The organism is Corynebacterium durum (genome assembly GCF_030408675.1).
GTDB lineage: Bacteria > Actinomycetota > Actinomycetes > Mycobacteriales > Mycobacteriaceae > Corynebacterium > Corynebacterium durum.
Map to the genome: position 1 here is coordinate 770,289 of NZ_CP047200.1, position 22,130 is coordinate 792,418.

Below are 22,130 nucleotides of genomic sequence, written 5' to 3' on the forward strand. Positions count from 1 at the left end.
TGCGGAAGAAAGGGTGTTGTCCGGTGAGGTGTCTTGGTCCTGCGTAGTTTGTGTAGTGTCGTCGCCCTCCTGTGGCTTAGATGGCTCAGCTGGCTTGGCTGGCTGTTTATCCTGGTCGGCGGGTTTGTTCTGGTCGGCGGGCTTGCCTTGATCGGTAGGTTTACCCTGATTGGCGGGCTTGCCTTGGTCGGCGGGTTTGTTCTGGTCGGCGGGCTTGCCTTGATCGGTAGGTTTACCCTGATTGGCGGGCTTGCCTTGATCAGCAGGTTTGCCTTGGTCGGCGGGCTTGCCTTGATCGGTAGGTTTACCCTGGTCGGCGGGTTTGTTCTGATCGGCGGGTTTGCCTTGGTCGGCGGGCTTGTCCGGGTGGGCTTCGTCGCGTGGGGTGGCGCCGGCGCTTAGGCCTAGTTTGCGGGAGCAGGACGGCCATGCGCCCCAGCCCTGTCCGGCCAGGACTTTTTCGGCCACTGCAATCTGCTGTTCGCGAGTTGCCTGGTAAGCGTTCGGGGCGTAGCGGTTGCCGCCGTATGCGTTCCATGTGCTTGGGGAGAACTGAAGGCCACCATGGAAACCATTGCCGGTGTTGATGCTCCAGTTGCCACCTGCCTCGCACTGTGCAAGGCGATCCCAGTCGGAATCGGGGGCCGCGGAAGCCGTCGGGGACATAATCGTAGCGGCGGTCCCGAGGGCTACGGTAGATGCGGCGAGCTTAGCGAAGGTGGACTTGGTAGCAGCTGCATGACGTGCCATGAAAAGTGTGTTCCTCTCATAAAAAATTGTCGCCTGCGAAGTTAGCTGTCGGATTCGGACCGAGGAGCACCACCGTCCGGTTCAGGGATAATCTGAACTTCATCCTGGGGGAAGTGCGCTGGTGAGCACTTCCTGTGGCTTTCTGGGGGAGCCAATGGTTTCCCGCCCCTGTCTGCATTCAGTTTGTATAAGTGGTACGAGTACCTTTTTGGTCCGGCGCAGTTGAGCCTTAGGATCACGCCCCTCCCAGACAGGGTTTGGCGAAAAAGGAACGCGAGCTATCACTGTGTCTACTACCCACCGTAGCGTTTGGTAGCGAAATAGTTGTGTTCGAAACGGTAGAGGTTTACTACACAGCACTAGTCGGGTCGCAGTTTTTATTAAAAACCCAGGTCATGGCAATAACGTGAAAAAGGTCATAAAGGTGTATAGTTATCACTTCATAGCACTTCGTAGCTAAGCAAGGAACGATCCAACGAAAATTTTGAAGGAAACGGTGAGTGCACGTGCCTATCGGAAAGGTGAAGTGGTACGACGCTGAACGCGGTTACGGCTTTGTCTCTAACCCGGGCAACGAGGACTGCTACGTCAGCAAACAAGTACTACCCGACGGGGTGGAAGAACTCCACCAGGGCCAACGCATCGACTTCGACTTCGCAGCCGGACGCCGCGGCCCCCAAGCGCTGCGGGTGAAAATCCTAGACACCCCCCGCGTCTCTAAAAAACCCCAGCATAAATACGAACCAGAAAAGCTCCACGGCATGGTCTCTGACCTTGTGACCCTCCTAGAGTCTAAAGTCCAGCCACTCCTGCGGTCAGGGCGTTACCCCGACCGAAAAACTGGCCACCAAGTCGCAGAAATCCTCCGCGCCGTGGCCAAAGAACTAGACAGCTAACAACTCGCATAACACCCCTACCACCTGCTAGTCAGTGACTTTCACAGACCACACCACCGAGTAGGGCGTTTCCTCCCCGGCATCGTTATGCCCAACCATGGCGGTGGAAATTTCCACCACCACCAGACGGGGGCGGGTGGTGCTGTCTGCGGTACGTGGTTCCGCAGAACCCGACACCTCCACCTCTTGCTTCTCGTGAGCTTTAAACGAAGATTGGTCGTTGGCGGCAGGGTCGTCGTAAATGGTCAGTAGTGACCAGCCCTGGTCATAGACCTCTTTGGGCACGGTGACCTTCACTTTGTCTTGCTCGCCAAGGCGCACCTCTGGAACTGAGTTTTCAGCACAGGTGGTTCCAGGTTCGCACACCGTAAATGGGCTGATTTTTTGTTCCCCCGACGGTGCAGACACCGTCAACTGAATGTCTCGCGGCTCTGGGCCTGGGCGATTGTTCCACCAACGCTGGAACGTGATGGAAATTGCCACAACAGCGACTACAGCCACCGTCAACATCAGGAATTGCGTGAGGTTTCTGCGCCGTGTCTTTTTGCTGCCCGTCTTTTTGCTGCCCATAGTCCAAAATCCTAACCATCAGTGCTGTGGGTGGTGTCACCGGGGGACAAAGCGCACCTCATAAAGCTGCGGCCACCGCTTGCCGCCCACAAGAAAACGATCCGTACCTGGGATGTGCGCAATACCGTTCAACACATTGTTGGGGTCCGGTGCGGCGTTGCTGGCCAGTGTGGAGGCATCAATGGTGTCAGTGACGTTGCCTGACGCGGCGTCGATACGCACGATTTCGGAAGTGAGAAAACGGTTGGCATAGATGTGTCCGTCGGTGCAGTCCAGTTCGTTGAGCTTGTCTAGCGGAGCGCCGTCGCGGGTGACCTGGATGCGCTCGCGTTCCACAAAGGTGTCCGGGTCGAGGACGCGCAGCTGGGAGGTACCGTCGGACATAATGAGGCGGTCCCCGAAGGAACATAAGCCCCAACCCTCGCCGCTGTAGTTCGTGCGGGCCACCTCGGCGAGTGATGTCGCGTCACGCTTGACAGCCGTGCCGTGCCGCCAGGTCAGCTGCCACACGTGATCCCCAGCGCGGGTAATTCCCTCGCCGAAAAACTCGCGGTCTAGGGGAACCGACTGCTGTTCTTTGCCGTCAAGAGAACTGCGGTAGACACGGCTTTCGCCCTCCTGGCCGGTGCTGATCAGCAGCGAATCCCCCTCAACCTCAAGACCCTGGGTAAAACTTGACTGGTCAAAAGGATGCGTAGCGACGACCTCGACCCCCATGGTGGGTTGTGCGGTGACGCTCGTTGGTGGTTGCTGCCTCTGGTCGGCGGTGTCCGTGGAGGAACTACACGCCGCAAGGGTTGCCGTGAGGCTCAGCGCCACGACAATCCCAGCGAGTGTGCCGTGAGTGGTTCTGCGGTGAGAGAGGGGATGGCGGTAAGCGTTCATGAACAACATCATGCCTTAAAATAATCCGGTGCCAACCTCACGTCACCCATCACAGCATCGCCGACGCGCTCGCAGCGCCGCCCGCACGCCAGCGTTTCTCCACGGTGACAACGCAGTGGCGGTTGCCCGCGCGGCGCTGATCGAGGAAGGCGGTGCGGCTGCGGTTGGGGAGCATGTGTCCGTGACATCCCACGGGGACGGCGTAGCGGAGCACCGTTTCGCGGCGACGGTACCTGGTTACTGCGGATGGGAATGGTGCGTGATCCTTGCCTGCGTGTCGGGGTCGAACCGTATCACCGTCAACGAGGTGGCGTTGCTTCCTGGAGCGCAGGCGCTGCAGGCCCCCGCGTGGGTGCCGTGGGCGGATCGGGTGCGGCCCGGCGACCTGAAACCTGGTGACCTGATGCCGCCGCGTTCCGACGACCATCGGCTTGACGACGCTCCGGCGGGTCACCCATCACAAAAAATACTCAGCACCGAGGGCCTGCATACTACGATGGCTCGGTGGCGTAGCGGTGATTTTGGGCCCTGTTCTGAATTTGCTAGGAAAGCGGAAGAACACTGCGCTACCTGTGCGTTCTATCTACCCATGCCCGCGCCAGCCGGGACAGCGTTCGGCGCGTGCGTCAACGAGTTTTCCGCTGACGGGCGCATCGTCCACTCCGACTACGGGTGCGGTGCCCATTCCAACACCCGTGCCAATGAAACATCAGTGGTGGAGAAACCCTTTGATGATGGTAACTACTAAGAAAAGACGAGCATTAGACGACGTCCGCCTGCTCCCACAGCCATCGGTTGACTTCTTCTGATGTGGGCACCTGGGCTGCGGCGGCCCGACCAGCCGGAACATCAATCACATCCCCGTATTCGGCCCATGCTGTGACCAGTCGAATACCAGAAAACGCGTTGAGATCCCACACTTCCGCTTCATGAAGCTCCTGGAGAGTAAACCCTTCAGTCCGTTCCACCACTGTCATACCGCACTGTTGCAGATAGGGGATCACCTGGGCTGCGGTGATCGAACGTAATGTGCGAGGGTGTGTGCTCACCGCAACCTTGTTGCCGTGGAGCGCAATCAGATGGGCGTAAATCCCCTCAATGATGCGGCCGCTAGGGGCTTTGAGCAGGCCCTCATCCGCGCCGCGACCCTTGGTAATGTTCATGCGGGTGGATAACCACATCAGGTCGGGGCCTTTGACCTGAGGTTGGCGGCGCTCGTCGTTATGGGGGTGTGCGTCCATGATGATGTGGGATTTGATGGTGCGGTCGGGGCGCACGTCTATGGTCCATGATCCCGTATCGGCCCAGATAATGGGGTTAATGGCGTAAGCGCCGCTGGCGGCGGCATCGTGGACGCGTTGACGCAGCTCTGTGCGCAGCCGCTGGCTTTCAGCTTCAGACAAGCCCAAGCGTTCAAGATGCCCGGCCAGATTGCGTACCTTGCCGTCACGGACGCGAAAGGAGGTAGCTCTCACAGATCTTCACTCGCTTCCAGCACTAAGCGTAATGGCAACATCTTTACAAGCACCTCTTCGTATTCTGCATCTGCATCGCTCAACCTGGTCACCGCACCGCCAGCCCCATAGCGCACAACAGCATCCTGAACCACGGCTGTGCGGATTAAAATATTAAAATCCACGTCACCGTTGGCGGAGACGTAACCAAGGCAACCAGAGTAAAACCCACGAGGTGCAGCTTCTAACTCGGCGAGAATATCCATACTTCGTTGTTTCGGAGCGCCCGTCATGGAACCGCCAGGAAACGCTGCTAGCACCGCGCCCAACGACTGCATAGGTGTTGCTGCATGAGGCAACCGCCCTTGAATAGTGGATATCATCTGGTGAACCCGGCTGAAAGTGTACACCTCGCATAGTTCGGGGACGGAAACAGATCCGGGGAGGCAGGAACGTGCGAGATCATTACGCAGAAGATCCACAATCATGAGGTTTTCCGCGCGGTCCTTCACGCTGTGCTGCAGCTCAGCCTTCAACGCTGCATCTTCCTCGGCCGTCGCCCCACGTGGACGGGTGCCCTTAATCGGGCTTGCCGTTACCAGCCCGTCCCGCACCTGCACGCAACGCTCTGGGGAGGATGAGAGCACCGCATAGTCGGGTGTGAGCCACAGCCCGGCCATCGGTGCGGGTGCCACCGACCGCAGACGAAGATACAGGTCCAGCACATCTGCAGGTGTGGTCAGTCCTGTGACCGGTGCCGATGCCGAGGTGGTCAGACATAACTCGTAGCTTTCGCCGCGATCTATGAATTCTTGACAGCGGCGCACCAACGCTACGTACTCCTCGCGGCTATGCCGCAGAGTGATGGGACCAGCATCCACCGGGCCTGTGGGTGTGACCTCCTCGCTGTGTGAGGGAAGCGGTGGAGGTGCGGCGTCAATACCCGCGCGCTGCATGAGGAAACACCGCCCGCACTCATACTGTAGAACGACCTCGGGGACAAGCAGCTTCTCCTCGGAATCAACGTGGGATGGCAAGGTGCCGTCCCAGCCGCCGGTGGCCTCGTAGCGCAGTGCCCCCAGTGCTCCAGGAATAAAGTTGAGAGCCGTTTCGGCGCTGTCCGGGGTGAGGTGGCCCGGTGGAATATCAACGGGGTGAACCAGGGTGTGGCCAGCTGCGATGATGTGTGTTCCTGATGGGTCCGTCGCGGTGTCCAGCCAGCACACATACGGGTAATGCTCGGCCCACAGCGTTGCGACGGCCGTTGGGTGAGGTGAGTAGTCAAGCTCGGCGCGGTGCCAGAGCGGCGTGCGCAGTACTCCGGCGGCCTCGATAAGATTGCGCATCAGGCGCTCACCAGCTGCAGTCCCTATGGATTCGGGGTGAAACTGCACGCCCCAATGTGGACGGTCAGTGCGGCGCAGAGCCATGATAGTGCCGTCGTCCGCGCGGGCCAGCACCTCAAGAGGGGCCTCACTGTCGGCATCAAGTGTGACATCCAGGGAGTGGTACCGAATCACCCTCATGGGTGAGGAAATTCCCTCAAACATACCGGTTGAGTTGTGGATCACATTGCTGGCGAGGCCGTGCATCGGGGCCGTCGCCCGCTCTACTCGAGCGCCCGCTTCCAGCGCAATGGCCTGATGCCCCAAACATACCCCAATGACCGGGGTTGTCTCCTGCTGAACCGCCAGTGTCGACGCCCCGATATCTTCGGCTACCCCAGGGTGGCCAGGGCCGGGAGAAATGACAATTAAGTCGGCGTTGTCCAAGGTAGACGCCGTTAAATCCGGGGAATTATTCGGCAGAATTGTCGGGGAAATGCCTACCGCGCGCCAGATAAGGTCACCCAGCAAATGGGTAAAAGAATCGTGGTTATCAATAAGCAGAATCTGCGGGGGAGCAGAAGTGATAAGAGGCTGTGTTGGTGAGTGCATTGAATAACCAGAAATTTTTTATGTTCTACCAGAGGCTACGCAGTTGCCGAATGGCCAGTTTAGTGCCATTGTAACCGGTGGTGCATTATCACAAATTGTGCCACCACATCTTAAATAACAATAGGGAGAACTCACAATGACTGGGAGCTCAAGCAGCGCTCAGGGTACCAGCACCCTTGATCGTTTCTTCCACATCACTGAACGCGGCTCCACGGTAGCAACCGAAGTCCGCGCGGGTCTGGTGACTTTTTTCGCCATGGCCTACATCATCATTCTTAATCCCCTGATTATCGGCACTACGGAAGACCACACAGGCCATGCGTTGGGTATCCCACAGGTTGCGGCGGCAACGGCACTGGCAGCAGGCGTGATGACCATCGCCTTCGGCCTGATCGCCCGCTATCCTTTCGGCATTGCCACCGGCCTGGGCATCAACACACTTGTTGCCGTGACCTTAGTGTCGGGGGAGGGGTTGACCTGGCCGGAAGCCATGGGGCTGGTGGTCATTGACGGCATCATCATTGTGCTCCTCGCGATTTCTGGGTTCCGTGTGGCTGTGTTCAATGCCATTCCCCGTGAGCTCAAAGCAGCCATGGGTGTGGGTATCGGCCTGTTCATCGCCATGATCGGACTAGTGGACGCTGGTTTTGTGCGTCGTATCCCCGATGCCGCAGGCACCACCGTTCCCGTTGGGCTGGGCATTAATGGGTCCATCGCATCCTGGCCAACCTTCGTATTTGTGGTGGGGTTGATTATGTGTGGCATTCTCGTGGCTAAGCAGGTGCGCGGTGGGTTGTTCATCGGCATTGTGCTCACCACTGTTTTAGGCATGATCATTGAGGCCGCCACCGGTGCTGGCCCCTCAGTAGTGGACGGCAAACCCAACCCCACCGGCTGGAACCTGGCCGTGCCCACCATTCCGAGTTCCTTTGGTGGTTTGCCTGACCTCTCACTGGTTGGGGCAGTGGACTTGATTGGTGCGTTCTCCCGCATTGGAGTGCTCTCGGCCTCCCTCCTGGTGTTTACTCTGGTGTTGGCTAACTTCTTCGACGCCATGGGAACCATGACTGCGCTGGGCAAGCAGGCGGGGCTGGTTGATGAAGATGGCAACCTCCCCGACATGAAGAAGGCCCTGATCGTTGAAGGAGCCGGAGCGATTGTGGGCGGTGGCGTATCCGCGTCCTCTAATACCGTCTACGTTGACTCTGCTGCAGGCATTGCTGATGGCGCCCGTACCGGCCTCGCCAACGTGGTCACCGGCGTGTTGTTCCTGCTAGCCATGTTCCTCACGCCGCTGTACGAGATTGTCCCCATTGAAGCGGCCTCTCCGGTGCTGGTCATCGTGGGTGCCCTGATGATGGCGCAGATCAAGGATATTGATTTCTCGCAGTTCCACATAGCGCTACCAGCGTTTTTGACCATCATCATCATGCCGTTCACCTACTCCATCGCCAATGGCATCGGCGTCGGCTTTATTACCTACGTGCTGGTTGCCGTAGCCACGGGCCGCGCGAAAACCGTGCACTGGTTGCTGTGGCTGATCGCAGTTCTGTTCCTGGTGTACTTTGCTATTGATCCGGTGATGTCCGCCGTAGGATAATGCTCATGTTCATCACCGACCCCGGCGACCCGCGCCTTGATGATGTTCGCGACCTCAACAGCTCTGATAGCCGCCCAGACCTGCCAGGCGGCAAAGGGCTGGTGATCGGGGAGGGGCCACTGGTGGTCGGCCGGATGCTGGAATCCCGGTTTCCCGTGCGGAGCATCGTCGGATTCGCGCCGAAACTGCACACCTTCCTGGATACACACCAGGTGCCGGATGACGTGCCGGTCCACGAGGTTCCCCGAGAGGTGCTTGCTCAGGTCGCCGGGTTTGACATGCATCGTGGACTTGTTGCCGCTGCTGATCGCGCCCCCGCGTTGAGCGTGGACGAGGTTATCCGCGATGCCAGCACAGTGGCGGTGCTGGAGGGGGTGGGGGACCACGAAAACATTGGCTCGCTGTTCCGCAACGCGGCAGGTATGGGGGTGGACGCCATCTTGTTCGGCGCGGGCTGCGCCGACCCCCTCTACCGCCGCGTGGTTCGGGTATCCATGGGGCATGTGCTGCGGCTTCCGTTCGCACACCTCGGTGGCACCACCACGACGTGGCAACGCAGCCTGAGCCAGCTTCATCACGCTGGGTTCCACACTGTCTCACTCACCCCCGACGCAGGTGCCGTGGACCTTTCCACCGCACTTGTCGACGCCCAGCACACGCCCTATCCACGGTTGGCGCTGCTCGTAGGGGCTGAAGGTCCAGGTCTCACCGAACACGCCATGCGCGCCACCCATACCCGGGCACGGATACCTATGTCGGAGGGGACCGATTCACTCAATCTGGCAACGGCTGCGGCCATTGCCTTTTATGAGCGTTTGCGCTCGTGAGGGTCGTCGGAATCCTCGGGGAAATCCTCAATGGGTTCGTAGGCGAGGATGTCCGCCTGATCACTGATATGGTCGCTGATGCCTTCGGTGATTTCGGCGACCTCGAGGATCTCAGTATCCGTGGTTTCTATCTCCTCTGAAAAGTCTTCTTCTGGATAGTCCCCCAAGTACTCCGGGTTGTTGCCGCGTCGGCGAAGTCGCCTGGGTAAACGTTGGGTGCGTGGTTGATTTGGGTCGCGGTCGGTGTGCCGAATCTTTTCATGCAGACTCGACCCGAACTCCCGAAACCGGATGCGCGTGGTGTCTCGGGCGGAACCTAACGCGCGCAATCCCCGCTGGGCGATGCGATTTAAGGGGTTGGGGTCCTCAAGCTCGCCATCTTCGTAGTCATCATAGTCACGGGTTGCGGGATTAAAACCCAACTTGTTGGATGCTGCCGCAACCAGATCACCGATATTGCGCTGCTTTGGGTTGTCCACCACCTTCGGTTCTGGGCGACCGTCAATGGCGTAGGCGACAATGTTAATGTCCGGTCCGTCGGGGGAGACGGGCACACCGATCCATTCTTGCTGGGCGGTGTCCACCAGATCGATGGGGTTGAAGGGGAGGTTGTTGCTGCCGACTTCCGGGGCATCGTCGTCGCTATTCCAATAGCGGTGTTCAAAATCCTCGGGGAAGCCAATATCCTCATAGACGCGATTGCGCCGGGCGCAGAACGAACGTTTCAATGTCCCGCCGCGCCAATGCGCAATCCCGCCCAAACCGGTGGACGGGTTGGCAGCCAACGCGTACACGTCGGTCGCAGGAATAGAAGTGAGCAGTCGTGCATCCAGCTCGGAAAGCTGGTGGGCGTTATTGATCACCGTCTGCACGATGGCCACCCCTGGGTAGCCTCCCACGTAGAACTCCCCCGGGGAGGCGGGCACGGATCGGTTCAAGTCAAATTGCCCAATGGGAGTGATTGGCCAGGCCGGGTTCAGGTGGGCCAGATATTTGCGGCCATACCCACGGTCAGCTTTGGGTTCGGCACGGAGCGTACGTGCGGGTTCGGCGGCCGTAATAAACCAGAGTGTTACCACGGCGTCGTGACGCGCGACCATGGACCTCAGCTTTCGTCTCGTTTAGGGGAACGCTTGGTGGATGGGCGGACACCCAACAAAATATCCTCCCACCCTGGGGTGACAGCCTTGCGGCGGCGTCGTGACGGCGAGGGGGTCGGTGCCGGGTGCGCTGGGCGGTGCACCGGACCTGTATCGTCGGGGCCGTCGTCATCATCGGTGATCACGGGCAGATCGTCCCTGGTGTCCTCCACCGAGGGGGTCGTCGGCACGCGGGATAAGCTGCGGACGGGCTGCGCAAACGACGGATCGATGAGGTCCGCCGCATTAGCGTTCCGGGCAACAACCGTCAACGTGCCATTCTTGCGGTGGAAAGTCCACTCGGCGGAATTGTGGGAAATGCCGGACTGCCAGGTCACCCGAACCACCCATTGGTGAGCGGGGTCACGGTAAGCGTCCCACTCAGTGGTGGTTAAATCCAAACCTCGTGCGGCGAAAGCCGTGGCCAGGACTTCCCAGAGGGTGAGCTTGGCGGGGCCGTCGTCACGCACAGGGTTCGCCTGCTTCGCCTGCTGAGCAATGCTCGCACGATCCGCCAGCACGGGATGTGCAAACGGTTCGATGCGGCTGACCGGAACACCGATCTCGGCGGCAAGTTCAGTCAGCGACGCCCCACTGCGGATCCGGTCCTGAATCTCCCGCGGGCGCATCGTCAGCGGTGCCGAAAGATGCGGATCTGGCTGCTTGGAGTGCGTATCCTTATCCACGTCTTCTTCCGGTGTGACTCCAGAAAGATGCTCCGGTAGATTTTTCGGAAGGTTCGGCGTCTCCTGCGGTGTGTCCGCCATCTCCACCACATTCTGTTGTTTCTCCGACGACTCCAGCTCAGTGGTGGCGACCGGAAGTTCAACGGGTTCCTCGTGCTCCACGACGCGCGGAGCGGGGAGGGTTTGGTGGAAGACATCGTCAGGCGAGGTCAAAATCTCCAGCAAGGAATCATCTACTGCCAGAAAAAATTCCTCATCCGAGTCGGCGGCGCGGAACACAAGCGATGTAGCTGTGGACTCATTGGCAACGAGGTGCACTTCGCGCATGCGGACTCTCCTCAGGGCTAAACGTGACTGTTGTTATTTACAGACCACCATAACCCACAAAGGCGCAGGAACGTGGGACTCCATACGCCCGTGTGTGCCAATTTTTAGGCGTTTTTAGGAGTTCGCGTAGCCGCTATTCACAATAAAGTCGATCGCCTGGGTTAACGTCCGAACATCAGCAGAATCGATAGCGGGGAACATGCCAATCCGCAACTGATTGCGACCCAGCTTGCGGTACGGTTCTACATCCACAATGCCGTTAGCCCGCAGCGCGGAAGCAATCTTTGCGGCATCAATGGAATCCGCAAAATCAATGGTGCCCACCACTAGCGAACGCTTCGCAGGGTCGGTGACGTAGCACGATGCCACCTCGTGGTTATCCGCCCAGCCGTACAGAATCGAGGATGATTCCGTGGTGCGGTCCACCATGCCTGCCAGGCCGCCATTGTTATTCATCCACCGAACCTGATCGTCCATGAGTAGCAGCGTGCTCACGGCCGGGGTGTTGTAGGTCTGGTTTTTGCGGGAATTATCCACCGCCGTTTGTAGGTTCAAAAACGCTGGAATGAAACGGTCTGAGGCAGCAATCTTTCCGATGCGCTCGATGGCTGCCGGACTCATGGCGGCGAACCACAGACCACCATCAGAGGCGAAGCATTTCTGCGGAGAGAAGTAGTATGCATCGACCTGCGACATATCCACTGGCAAGCCGCCAGCACCAGAGGTGGCATCAATGGCAATCAAGGCATCCGTATCCGGTCGGGTCACCGGAACCATGGCACCTGTCGACGTCTCATTGTGTGCCCACCCAATCAGGTCACAGCCCTCCATGGGTTGCGGTGCTGGTGCGTCACCCGGCTCGCTAGACACAACCGTGGGTTCCTCAAGCCAGGGGGCCTTCTTTGCGGCCGAGGCGAACTTCGAGGAAAATTCACCGAAACTCAAATGTCCCGACTTTTTCTCAATCAGACCGAACGTAGCGGCATCCCAGAAAGCAGTGGCTCCACCCAGGGACAGGATAATCTCGTAGCCCTCAGGAAGTTGGAACAGCTCACTTAACCCCTCCCGAATGGACCCCACCACGTTCTTCACTGCAGGCTGGCGGTGGGAGGTGCCCATGATGCCTGGGTTGCCCTTGCTGACGTTGGTGATTTGGGAGTCCCGGACCTTTGAGGGACCGCAGCCAAAGCGGCCGTCGTGGGGAATGAGTTCGGCGGGCAGGGTAGGGGTAGTGGTGTCAGACATATTCACAGCACTTTCTTGATGAATGTTTGCAGCTAGCTCATGGCTAGTGTGCTCATGGCTTCGGTGAGGATCTGGACCTACTTTAGTACTGAACGTTGCCATTATGAATGGTCTTACTTTCTTCGGGGTTAGGTTTCGCGGTTTTTGATACCTGCGCATGTGGTGTCGATAGGCATCGGGGGTATCTGTCGGGGGAAGTGATCTAGGCGATGTGAACAGTAAAAAGGGAGGTGAGTTAAGGTGCTGTAGAAATGTGACTAGCGTCTCAAACTGAGATGTCATTTCCATCACACATTTTGCTACACTGTGGGTTATTCCACGCACCAAGATGCTGTAAAAATAGTCTCCGTGACTACAAAAATTGCTGTTCATGGTAGGTAAACGCGGTTCGGTGCAGTGGTGACAACTAAACAATGAATGACGGACCAGCCGTCAGGCTTGCATTTCAGCATTCCACTGCCAACAACCCACCATTTTGTGGCGATACCGCGATGGTGGGGAAGCCGCTCAAGATTTTTCGTTCGTGTGGCTAAAAAGAGTATCTCCGGTATAGCGTGTATGCATGCCCATCAGGGCGTATGTTCGGGCTGGTTTGCGGCTGGTTCAACGACAGAAGTGTGAAAGGGAAACTGTGGCTACTGAGAACAATAAGGCTGTGCTCCACTACCCGGGCGGCGAGTTCGAGATGGACATCATCAGCGCAACCGAGGGTAACGACGGCATTGCGCTGGGGAAAATGCTGTCCGAGACGGGTCTGGTCACCTACGACCCAGGTTATGTCAGCACAGGCTCCACGCAGTCTGCCATCACCTTCATCGACGGCGATAAGGGGATTCTGCGTTACCGTGGCTACTCCATTGAAGACCTCGCAGAGCACGCGACCTTCAACGAAGTCAGCTACCTGCTTATCAAAGGCGAACTTCCCACCCAGGAACAATTACTGCACTTCAACGATTCTGTTCGCCACCACACCCTGCTGGACGAAGACTTCAAAGCACAGTTCCGAGTCTTCCCACGTGATGCGCACCCCATGGCTGTGCTGGCTTCCTCCATTAACATTCTGTCCACCTACTACCAGAACGAACTCAGTCCCCTTGACGAGGAACACCTCGACCTGGCTACCGCGCGACTCCTGGCCAAAGTTCCCATGCTTGCCGCCTACGCACACCGCGCCCGCAACGGCCAGCCTTACATGTACCCCGATAACTCCCTCAACGCGCGGGAAAACTTCCTGCGCATGATGTTCGGCTTCCCCACAGAACCGTACGATGTTGATCCGCTTCTAGTCAAAGCCCTTGACCAGTTGCTCATCCTGCATGCCGACCACGAGCAGAACTGCTCCACCTCCACGGTGCGTATGGTCGCCTCCGCGCAGGCCAATATGTTTGTGTCTGTAGCCGCAGGCATCAACGCGCTGTCTGGTCCCCTCCACGGTGGTGCCAACCAGGCTGTGCTGGAAATGCTGGATGAGATTCACGCTCGGGGTGGCGACGCCACCGACTTTATGAACCGGGTGAAGAACAAGGAACCCGGCGTACGCCTTATGGGCTTCGGACACCGCGTGTACAAGAATTATGACCCGCGCGCCGCAATCATCAAGAAGACCGCGCACGAGGTGCTAGAAAAGCTGGGTGGGGATTCCCTACTTGAGCTTGCGCTCAACCTGGAAGAGATCGCGCTGGCAGACGACTACTTTATCAGTCGCAGGTTGTACCCCAACGTGGACTTCTACACCGGCCTGATCTACCGTGCGATGGGATTCCCCACGGACTTCTTCACCGTGCTGTTCGCCATGGGTCGCCTGCCAGGCTGGATTGCTCAGTACCGTGAACTGGTAGAAAACCCCGCATCCAAGATTTACCGTCCGCGTCAGATCTACGCGGGTGAAGGTTACCGGGCGTTTGTGCCGCGCAACGAACGCTAGAAATAACACCACAAAAGGGCTGGCCCTATCGCGCACCACGTACACTGGTGGGGATAGCTCCAGCCCTTTTTGGCATTTTCACTGACGATCATAAGGAGAGTGCGCCTGATGGAAAAGCCTCACGTCGAAGCGAAAACAGCTCCGGCCCCCGAGGATGTAGTCATCGCCGATCTGATTGAGGGCGACGGCCCAGAAGCCCAACCAGACGGCTATGTTGAAGTCCACTACGTGGGCGTTGATTACGAAACAAACCAGGAATTCGACTCGTCCTGGGACCGTGGCGGTCCGGTTGGGTTCTGGCTGAATGGGCTGATTGCTGGGTGGCAGGAAGGCATCCCAGGTATGAAAGTCGGCGGTCGGCGTGAACTCATCGTCCCGCCGGAAGCTGCCTATGGCCCCGAAGGCGGCGGCCACCCACTGGCGGGCCGCACGCTGGTGTTCATCATTGATTTGATCGGCGTCGGTTAGCTTTAGATTCGGCTAGCGACGCCGCGACCATCGGCGTTTACTGGCCGGTTACTGCCGCTGCTTGGACGGCGGCACTCACTGCGGGAGCCACCCGCGTATCAAGGGGGGAGGGGACAATGTGCTCCGCGTCCAGCTCATCGCCCACAATGTCGGCGATAGCACGGGACGCGGCAAGCTTCATTGCGGAGGTGATCTTCGGGGCACCCGCCGCCAACGCGCCGTGGAAAACACCCGGGTAGGCCAGCACGTTGTTGATCTGGTTGGGCATGTCTGAACGGCCCGTAGCCACCACGGCACCATATTTGTAGGCCAGTTCCGGGCGAATTTCTGGATCTGGGTTGGCCAGTGAGAACAAAATCGGATCGGGGGCCATGCGCTGCAGCTCTCGTTCCCCCACATGGCCGCGGGATAAGCCGATGAAGGTGTCGGCCCCATCAAGAGCCTCGGAAATTCCGCCCCGAATGCGGCGGGGGTTAGTGATCTCCGCGAGTTCTGACTTCACGCTGTTGAGCGGCGTGCGCTCCGGGTGAATGATGCCGCGGGAGTCCAGAACAACCACATCCTTCACGCCAGCAGCGATCAACATCTTTGCGCAGGCGACGCCGGCTGCGCCCGCGCCGGAGATGACTACGCGAAGGTTCTTCAGGCGACGGCCCAGCAGCGTACAGGCATTACGGAGGGCGGCGGTGGCTACCATGGCAGTGCCGTGCTGGTCATCATGCATAACGGGAATGTTCAAGTGATTCTTCAGCCGCTTCTCCAGCTCAAAGCACCTAGGCGCGGAAATATCCTCCAAGTTGATTGCGCCGAAAGAGGGTGCGATGCGGCAGATGGTGTCAAACATTTCGTCCACATTGGTGGTGTCCAAGACGATCGGGACGCCGTTGAGACCAACGAAGCGTTGGAACAACTGGGCCTTACCTTCCATCACGGGCAGTGCCGCCTGCGGGCCGATGTCGCCCAAGCCCAGTACAGCAGTCCCGTCCGTAATGATGGCCACGTTGCGTCCTGCCCACGTGTAGTGGTGTGCGAGGGAAGGGTCCTCATGGATGGCCTCACACACGCGCGCCACACCGGGGGTGTAGGCGATAGACAAGTCGCGGATGGTTTCCAGGTTCAACCGAGAGGTTGTTGCGATTTTTCCACCCTGGTGGGCGTTGAAAATCTCGGCATCGGTGAGGTCAGCGAACTCGTGTGACGTGCCATGGATGCCGGGAACGTCGGCGCTGATGTGGTCGGTACTGCTTGAATCGGACATAAACCCACTTCCTTGGTGTGGAAAGCAACAAATTGTGCGGCGTTCTTACAGATAACTTAGGTGATCATCATTAATCTACGGTCAAGAATGTGAGAAAGGCAACAGGGTAATGTTTGGTTGTGTGGTACCGGGCATGTGACTCCCAGCTAGAAGTTGCGATGTTCCGGCTTGTTATGCGCGGGCACCATTCCAGAAAACATAATGAGCTTTCCGTTCAGGGTTGCCCATATGTGCTGAAGTACGGTGTTGTCGAAGCTCGTGGTGGTCCCCAGCACCACCTCTACCTCCGAACCGTTCGCGGTGGGGAAGAAGTGCTGTTCAAGAACATGCACGTTACGCAACCCCCGGCGTGGATTATCGCCAGTAATAAATTGTTGCGGAATGCGCAAAAACTCCGTCAAAGGTTTTATTTCTCCAGTCCCCATTGTTAATGCTGCCATGTGGGGGTGTGCTCGGAAATGTGGTTGGGGGAACGTATCTAAAATGGAATAGCTGTACTCGCCGTGGGTGTCTATGAGTTTTTGTATCTCCGCCTGATATTCCTTGGGCTGATAATCCGGCTTTTTGCTCAAGTCTATGGATTCCACGCAGAGGCGAGGTGTCCCTTCAACAACAAGAAGCGCGTAACCCGACCAGGGAAAGATGTCGGTGAATGTCCATAATGCCACGTCGTGGGTGAAATAAGTGTGCAGCACTGGGGTTGGGGGTGGCAGGGTATCCGGCGCCGCAAACGACAAGTACCAGGCATGTTCATCGAAGGTGCGAAGGAGATGGTTGCCTCTGCCAAACCCTAATGTGCGGGAACGGTCGCGCTGAACGCTGTGCCCTTTTTGGTATGCAATGGCTGTTTCGTAAAGGCGGTCGAGCCATGCTTGTGGGTTATTATGCGAGACATTCATAATAACACCATAGGCTTATATAAGGCGTTTTGCTAGCGACTCATAATGTTGAAAACGTTGCTCCCTACCAACGCGTTGTGGGGACGTCTCTAATTCCTTTATGGTGTGCTCAATATAAAACATTGTTCGGCGAACAAACTCTTCTGGTTCTGCAGCTGCATCGCCTTTTTCGGGAATGATGTCATCAACAATTCCGGCGCTCACAAGCGCCCGCGCGGACACTCGTTGTTCTTCCATCATGCGTGGGGCATGGGAGGTGTCGCGATAAATAATTGCCGACGCACCTTCTGGGGGAAGAGGGGAGAGCCACGCGTTTTCTGCAGCGAGCACGCGATCCGACGGCAGCATGGCCAGCGCGCCACCTCCACAGCCCTGCCCGAGGATGATGGACACGGTGGGTACATCGACGTCGACAAGCTCTCCCAGCGTCCGTGCAATAGAGCCGGCCATGGCGTTTTCCTCGGCGTGCTGTGATAGCTCCGCGCCAGGAGTGTCGATAATACTGATCAGCGGTAGTTGCAGTTCATGCGCCAGCTGGATGCCACGCCGCGCCATACGAAGCGCCGATGGTCCCAGCGAATGCCTGCCCAGCGGCGGCTGTTTGTGCCGGTCCTGGCCGATCAACACCACCGGACGAGAGCCAATCCGCGCCAGCATCACCGTTACTGCGCGGGAGGTGCGGCCGTCGCCCGTTCCACTCAACGCCACCGTGTTCGGGGACAGCGCCTCCACTAGATCCCGCAACCCAGGGCGCTCTGGGTTTCGGGTGATGGTGATGCTCTCCCAGGCGCTGCGCTCTATGCTCACTTCCGTGTCCAGCACACCGGTATCGACGTCTTGCTCCTCCTTCTCCGCAGGAAACAGCACCGACACAATCTTCAGCACGGCCGTTCGCAGCTGTGACGGGGAAATCACGCCATCAATCACGCCGTGGCGGGCGAGGTTTTCTCCGGTCTGCACGCCCTCCGGGATGGGAGTGCCTGTGGTCAGTTCCACCACACGGGGACCAAGGAAACCCAGCAGCGCGCCGGGTTCTGCGAACGTGAAATGCCCGGCCGATCCCCAGGAAGCCAGAACTCCGCCGGTGGTGGGGTTGCGCAGGTATACAAGGAACGGCAGGTTTTTGTCTTTGTGGCGGTATACAGCGGTGGTGATGGAGACCATCATGGCGAATGCTGGGCTGCCTTCCTGCATGCGTGTCCCGCCCGAAGAGGGGGAGATAAGCAGGGGAAGGCCAAGCTCGGTGGCGCGGTGAATGCCTGCGATGATACGGCGCGCGGTGGCGGCGCCGATGGAACCGCCAAGAAAGGAAAATTCGCTGAGAACGAAGGCAACTCGAACGCCGCCTACGGTGCCTTCACCGGTGATAACTGCCTCGTCAACGCCGGATTTTTCACGTGCTCGGGCGAGATCGGCCTCGTAGCTGGGTGAAATACTGCCGTAGTCCGGGGGTGCGTCCCAGCTGATGAAAGAATCGGGGTCTAATACCTTGTTAATCAGATCGTGCGCGCTGGTGTGAGTCATTGTTACACCATAACGTGACGGGCAGGTGAGGTGACAGGAATTGTGGTAAGTAGGGGTGCCTGCGGGTGTGGCTGCTCCGAATATGTCAAGCTCACCTAAAGTTAGCTGCATGAGTGTTTCGGTTCCGCAGCGCGAGGACTGCGTGACAGGTCCTGGCGGCCTGAGCCAGAAGGACGTCGATACGCGGGTATCTCAGGGGCTGGTGAACCATTCCGTGCGCCGTACCGGGCGACGGACTGTGGACATTATCCGTAGTAACGTGTTCACCCGCATCAATGCGATGCTGGGAGTGTTGCTCATTATTGTGCTGTCTACGGGGTCTTGGATTAATGCGGCATTCGGGCTGCTTATTGTGGTGAACTCAAGCATCGGCATAATCCAGGAACTGCGGGCCAAACGAACTCTGGACCGGCTGACCATTGTGGGGGAATCAAAACCCACAGTGGTACGAGAGGGCGAACATATATCGGTGCTGCGGGATGAGCTGGTGCTGGATGACCTCATTGATTTGGGCAGCGGCGACCAGCTGGTGGTGGATGGGGTGGTGCGCTCTGCCGACGGCCTCATGGTGGATGAATCCCTCCTTACCGGTGAGTCGGACCCGGTGCTTAAAAAACCAGGTGACGCCGTGTTCTCGGGGTCGTTTGTGTCCTCTGGTAAGGGAACTTACCAGGCCACTGCCATCGGTGACGATGCCTATGCTGCGCGGCTGATCGCGGAGGCCGGGCGCTTCCAACTCACCGACTCACGCCTGCAGGCGGGCATCAACAGCATCCTGCAATTGATCACCTATCTGTTGGTTCCCACCGGCATACTCACCATATGGACACAGCTCAGCCGCACCGGCGCGCCGCTTCGCGACGCCCTGCTGTCCATGGTCGCCGCGCTCGTGCCCATGGTCCCCGAGGGGCTGGTGCTCATGACCTCCATCGCCTTCGCCGTCGGCGTTGTTAGACTGGGCCGACGAAACGCCCTGATCAACGAGTTACCTGCCATTGAAGGACTCGCGCGAGTCAACGTGGTGTGCACCGACAAAACCGGAACTCTGACCGAAAACCGCATGGAACTGGAGCACATCCAACTCCTTGATGACACCAGCCTTGAGACTGTACACCGCGTGTTGCAGGGATTCGTCGCTGCGGACAACCGGCCCAACGACACGCTCCACGCCATTGCGGAAGGCGTCGGTGACGAGGGCTTCGGCGACGACGTGCTGGATTGGGTGGCCTTCGACTCCGCCCGCAAATGGTCCGGCGTCTCGCTGGCGGAGTTGGGGGACTGGGTGCTCGGCGCGCCTGATGTGCTGCTACCAGCAGGTTCGGAAACGCTGGAACAGACTCAGCCACTGGAAGAACGCGGACTGCGGGTGCTGCTGCTGGGGGCGGGTGACGGGGCGTCGACAATCGAACCCGTGGCGCTGGTGGTACTGGGGCAGAAACTGAGGCCCGATGCTGCCGACACCCTCGACTACTTTGAGCAGGAAAACGTAGAGGTCAAGGTGGTGTCGGGTGACCACGCGACCTCCGTTGGGGCCGTGGCACACCAACTCGGCATCACCGATCCGCCTATCGACGCCCGCACATTCCCCAGCGACCCACTTGCCTTCCGGGAGGCAGTAGTGAACGGGCGGGTGTTCGGGCGTGTGACCCCCGAACAAAAACGCGACATCGTGCAGGCCCTCCAACAAACAGGCAGCACAGTCGCCATGACCGGGGATGGCGTCAATGATGTGCTTGCGCTCAAGGATGCCAATATTGGTGTGTCCATGGGGGCTGGTTCCCCGGCTACGCGTTCCGTGGCGCAACTCGTGTTGCTCGACAATGGGTTTTCCGCTTTGCCTCACGTGGTGGGGGAAGGGCGGCGCGTAATCGGCAACATCGAACGCGTGGCCAACCTCTTTCTCACCAAAACCGTGTACTCAGCGCTCATGGCGCTCATTGTGGCGATCTGGGGCGTGAGCTTCCCCTTCCAACCCATCCACGTGACCATGGTTGGCTGGTTCACCATCGGAATTCCCGCCTTCATACTGAGCCTTGCCCCCAACCATGAACGCGCTCTGCCAGGATTTGTTGGCCGGGTGCTGCGGCTCGCCCTCCCCTCAGGGGCCATTATCGGCGGCCTGACTGTGCTGTTCTGGATCTGGGGCAACCCCGGTGTTGATGCTGCGATAGAGGTGAAGCAGCAAGCCAGCACCGCCACCCTCGCGGTGCTACTCATCATGGCGCTCTGGGTGCTGTGCATCGTGGCCAGGCCCTACCAATGGTGGAAAATCGTGCTGCTGGCTGTCGCCATCGGATTCTACGTCGTGCTATTCAGCGTGCCCGTGCTCGGGTCGCTGCTCTTGCTGGACAACTCCAACCACGGACTCATGCTGGAAGCCATCGGCGTGGGCGTTGGTGGGGCAGCGCTGATTGAAGCCTGCTGGCAGATATTCGGGCGGTGGAAAGGGAGGCTACTGCGGCGGATTATGCGAAATGGGGATTAAGCAGCGGAGAAGGACTGCACCACGCGGGTGATCTCCGTGATCTGCTGCGGTGTCAGGTTATTCACCGTCAGGTTGTGGAACGCCGGAATTTCACGAAGCTGCTGCAACTGCTGTGGTGTCAAATTCAGTGCCGAAGAGGATAGGTTTGCTGCTGTGGGACCGTTGTTGTGGGTAGCAGTTGTCGTCGGTTGCGCCCCGTTAGCATCGCCGGGAGCCCACTGACCCCAGTCTTTGGCGTACACGTTATTCACGTCCACCGTCACGCCACCGACGCTCTCCTGCCAGCCAGCCTTCTGGTGAATAGTCACCTGCGGGTGGATCTGACCCTCAGAACCCCAATCGTGTTGCCAGAAGAACTCGCCCAGGCCATCCTGAATCGCCCAGTTGATGGTGTTGTAGTTGCCGTAGATGCCCATAGAGTAACCCGCGTCAGACAGCAGTGTGCGGAATGTCTGCAGGTAAGGACGGATCTGGTTGTCGTACTGCTCGCGGGTGGGGTTGTCGTCAATGGCGACGTAGATCGGGCGGCCAGTCGGGCCACCAGCAGCACGATGAAGCTCAATTGCCTGCGGGGCGTGGACACGAGCACCCTCCGCGCCCTGCTTCCAATCCGCAGTCTCCTCCTTGCCGAACTGGTACACACTGGCAGTTTTCAGGCCGAGATTCGCCATAGCATCAGTTTCCTGCCTGGTCACAGGCTTGCCGAGCATCCACTCCGCGCCGGGGCGGCGCTGCGACACGTAGCGCACAGCACCAAGGTAACCACCATCCTTGACGGCCTGAGCATCTGGAACGCCAGCCGCGAAATCAATGACAGTTCCGACGATCGTGCCAGGCTCTGCTTTGGCAAACGGTGCGGTTGCGGTAGTGAGGGCACCAGCGGTGATGGTGAAAGCGGCTGCCTTGAGCAGGCTGCGACGGCTGATACGTGAAGCGAACATCGTGGTCATGTGCAGGTTCTTTCAGGTCTCGTGGAGGCGTTCGTTGTGGAGTTGGGTCTGGTGTTTGCCAAGGTTTTGTGCTGTTGCTGGCCCCAAGCTCAACAAGAAAAACTTTAATTAACAGTAGTCACAATAGTAACAGTGGTGCACTGCTGTCAATGGGTTGGGGTGAGCGTTTCGTGGATGTGGCGCCCGGGCGGTTTGTGAACAGTGCTGACATGCAGGGATGGTGTGAAGTGTGCATACGCTGAGGTCTGAAAATGGGGTGTTTTGAGGCTTGACGGTATACATGCTTTGTGGGGGTGGATGGTTTGA

The 22,130-nt window shown here is 58.6% G+C and carries 17 protein-coding genes and 2 pseudogenes; 7 read left to right on the forward strand and 12 right to left on the reverse strand.

The genetic code is table 11. The features are described 5' to 3' along the window. Positions 1 to 368: 368 nt before the first annotated feature. A pseudogene (locus CDUR_RS03655) lies at positions 369 to 750 on the reverse strand (transglycosylase family protein); the annotation flags it as partial. Between the two features lie 506 nt (positions 751 to 1,256). On the opposite strand from CDUR_RS03655, the gene CDUR_RS03660 reads away from it, so the two are divergent. Beyond that, complete coding sequence (locus CDUR_RS03660) at positions 1,257 to 1,646, forward strand: cold-shock protein (protein ID WP_040358180.1); 390 nt, start codon at positions 1,257 to 1,259, stop codon at positions 1,644 to 1,646. Between the two features lie 27 nt (positions 1,647 to 1,673). On the opposite strand, the gene CDUR_RS03665 is transcribed toward CDUR_RS03660, so the two are convergent. Together CDUR_RS03665 and CDUR_RS03670 are read right to left on the reverse strand one after the other, a co-directional pair. Further along, positions 1,674 to 2,216 (reverse strand): DUF2771 domain-containing protein, encoded by a 543-nt coding sequence (locus CDUR_RS03665; RefSeq protein WP_006061425.1) that lies wholly within the window; start codon positions 2,214 to 2,216, stop codon positions 1,674 to 1,676. A 36-nt stretch (positions 2,217 to 2,252) separates the two neighbouring features. Then, positions 2,253 to 3,101, reverse strand: coding sequence for a glutaminyl-peptide cyclotransferase (locus CDUR_RS03670; protein ID WP_233452897.1), 849 nt, complete (start codon positions 3,099 to 3,101; stop codon positions 2,253 to 2,255). A gap of 28 nt (positions 3,102 to 3,129) precedes the next feature. Here CDUR_RS03670 and CDUR_RS03675 point away from each other — a divergent pair, with 28 nt between their 5' ends. Further along, a complete protein-coding gene (locus tag CDUR_RS03675; RefSeq protein WP_290208047.1) occupies positions 3,130 to 3,849 on the forward strand; it encodes a DUF3027 domain-containing protein in 720 nt (239 codons plus the stop codon). Positions 3,850 to 3,862: 13 nt separating this feature from the next. On the opposite strand, the gene CDUR_RS03680 is transcribed toward CDUR_RS03675, so the two are convergent. Continuing rightward, entirely contained in the window at positions 3,863 to 4,576 is a 714-nt protein-coding gene (locus tag CDUR_RS03680; RefSeq protein WP_179417184.1) for an aminotransferase class IV, read from the reverse strand. Further along, positions 4,573 to 6,492, reverse strand: coding sequence for a chorismate-binding protein (locus CDUR_RS03685; RefSeq protein WP_179417185.1), 1,920 nt, complete (start codon positions 6,490 to 6,492; stop codon positions 4,573 to 4,575). The genes CDUR_RS03680 and CDUR_RS03685 overlap by 4 nt, the downstream gene beginning before the upstream one ends. A 136-nt stretch (positions 6,493 to 6,628) precedes the next feature. Here CDUR_RS03685 and CDUR_RS03690 point away from each other — a divergent pair, with 136 nt between their 5' ends. Both CDUR_RS03690 and CDUR_RS03695 read left to right on the forward strand, forming a co-directional pair. Then, entirely contained in the window at positions 6,629 to 8,092 is a 1,464-nt protein-coding gene (locus tag CDUR_RS03690; protein WP_179417186.1) for an NCS2 family permease, read from the forward strand. Next, positions 8,092 to 8,919, forward strand: coding sequence for a TrmH family RNA methyltransferase (locus CDUR_RS03695; protein WP_179417187.1), 828 nt, complete (start codon positions 8,092 to 8,094; stop codon positions 8,917 to 8,919). The genes CDUR_RS03690 and CDUR_RS03695 overlap by 1 nt, the downstream gene beginning before the upstream one ends. 236 nt (positions 8,920 to 9,155) lie before the next feature. Here CDUR_RS03695 and CDUR_RS03700 read toward each other — a convergent pair. The 3 genes and pseudogenes from CDUR_RS03700 to serC all read right to left on the reverse strand — a co-directional run. Then, positions 9,156 to 10,019: pseudogene (locus CDUR_RS03700) on the reverse strand (DUF6928 family protein); the annotation flags it as partial. 5 nt (positions 10,020 to 10,024) lie between these two features. Beyond that, a complete protein-coding gene (gene sepH / locus CDUR_RS03705) occupies positions 10,025 to 11,071 on the reverse strand; it encodes a septation protein SepH (protein WP_179417188.1) in 1,047 nt (348 codons plus the stop codon). A 114-nt stretch (positions 11,072 to 11,185) separates the two neighbouring features. After that, positions 11,186 to 12,316, reverse strand: a complete 1,131-nt coding sequence (serC, locus tag CDUR_RS03710; RefSeq protein WP_179417189.1) for a phosphoserine transaminase — start codon at positions 12,314 to 12,316, stop codon at positions 11,186 to 11,188. A 562-nt stretch (positions 12,317 to 12,878) separates the two neighbouring features. On the opposite strand from serC, the gene CDUR_RS03715 reads away from it, so the two are divergent. Then, complete coding sequence (locus tag CDUR_RS03715; protein ID WP_179417190.1) at positions 12,879 to 14,240, forward strand: citrate synthase; 1,362 nt, start codon at positions 12,879 to 12,881, stop codon at positions 14,238 to 14,240. A gap of 108 nt (positions 14,241 to 14,348) precedes the next feature. Continuing rightward, positions 14,349 to 14,708, forward strand: a complete 360-nt coding sequence (locus CDUR_RS03720; protein ID WP_179417191.1) for an FKBP-type peptidyl-prolyl cis-trans isomerase — start codon at positions 14,349 to 14,351, stop codon at positions 14,706 to 14,708. 37 nt (positions 14,709 to 14,745) lie between these two features. On the opposite strand, the gene CDUR_RS03725 is transcribed toward CDUR_RS03720, so the two are convergent. From CDUR_RS03725 to CDUR_RS03735, 3 genes are all read right to left on the reverse strand, one after another. Beyond that, on the reverse strand, positions 14,746 to 15,966 hold the full coding sequence (locus CDUR_RS03725; protein WP_006061413.1) for an NAD(P)-dependent malic enzyme: 1,221 nt from the start codon (positions 15,964 to 15,966) through the stop codon (positions 14,746 to 14,748). Between the two features lie 146 nt (positions 15,967 to 16,112). Further along, positions 16,113 to 16,865 (reverse strand): hypothetical protein, encoded by a 753-nt coding sequence (locus CDUR_RS03730; protein ID WP_006061412.1) that lies wholly within the window; start codon positions 16,863 to 16,865, stop codon positions 16,113 to 16,115. Between the two features lie 15 nt (positions 16,866 to 16,880). Then, a complete protein-coding gene (locus tag CDUR_RS03735) occupies positions 16,881 to 18,389 on the reverse strand; it encodes a carboxyl transferase domain-containing protein (protein WP_179417192.1) in 1,509 nt (502 codons plus the stop codon). Positions 18,390 to 18,498: 109 nt separating this feature from the next. Here CDUR_RS03735 and CDUR_RS03740 point away from each other — a divergent pair, with 109 nt between their 5' ends. Next, a complete protein-coding gene (locus CDUR_RS03740; RefSeq protein WP_179417193.1) occupies positions 18,499 to 20,874 on the forward strand; it encodes an HAD-IC family P-type ATPase in 2,376 nt (791 codons plus the stop codon). On the opposite strand, the gene CDUR_RS03745 is transcribed toward CDUR_RS03740, so the two are convergent. Next, a complete protein-coding gene (locus CDUR_RS03745; RefSeq protein WP_179417194.1) occupies positions 20,871 to 21,824 on the reverse strand; it encodes a DUF1906 domain-containing protein in 954 nt (317 codons plus the stop codon). The genes CDUR_RS03740 and CDUR_RS03745 overlap by 4 nt on opposite strands. Between the last annotated feature and the right edge of the window lie 306 nt (positions 21,825 to 22,130).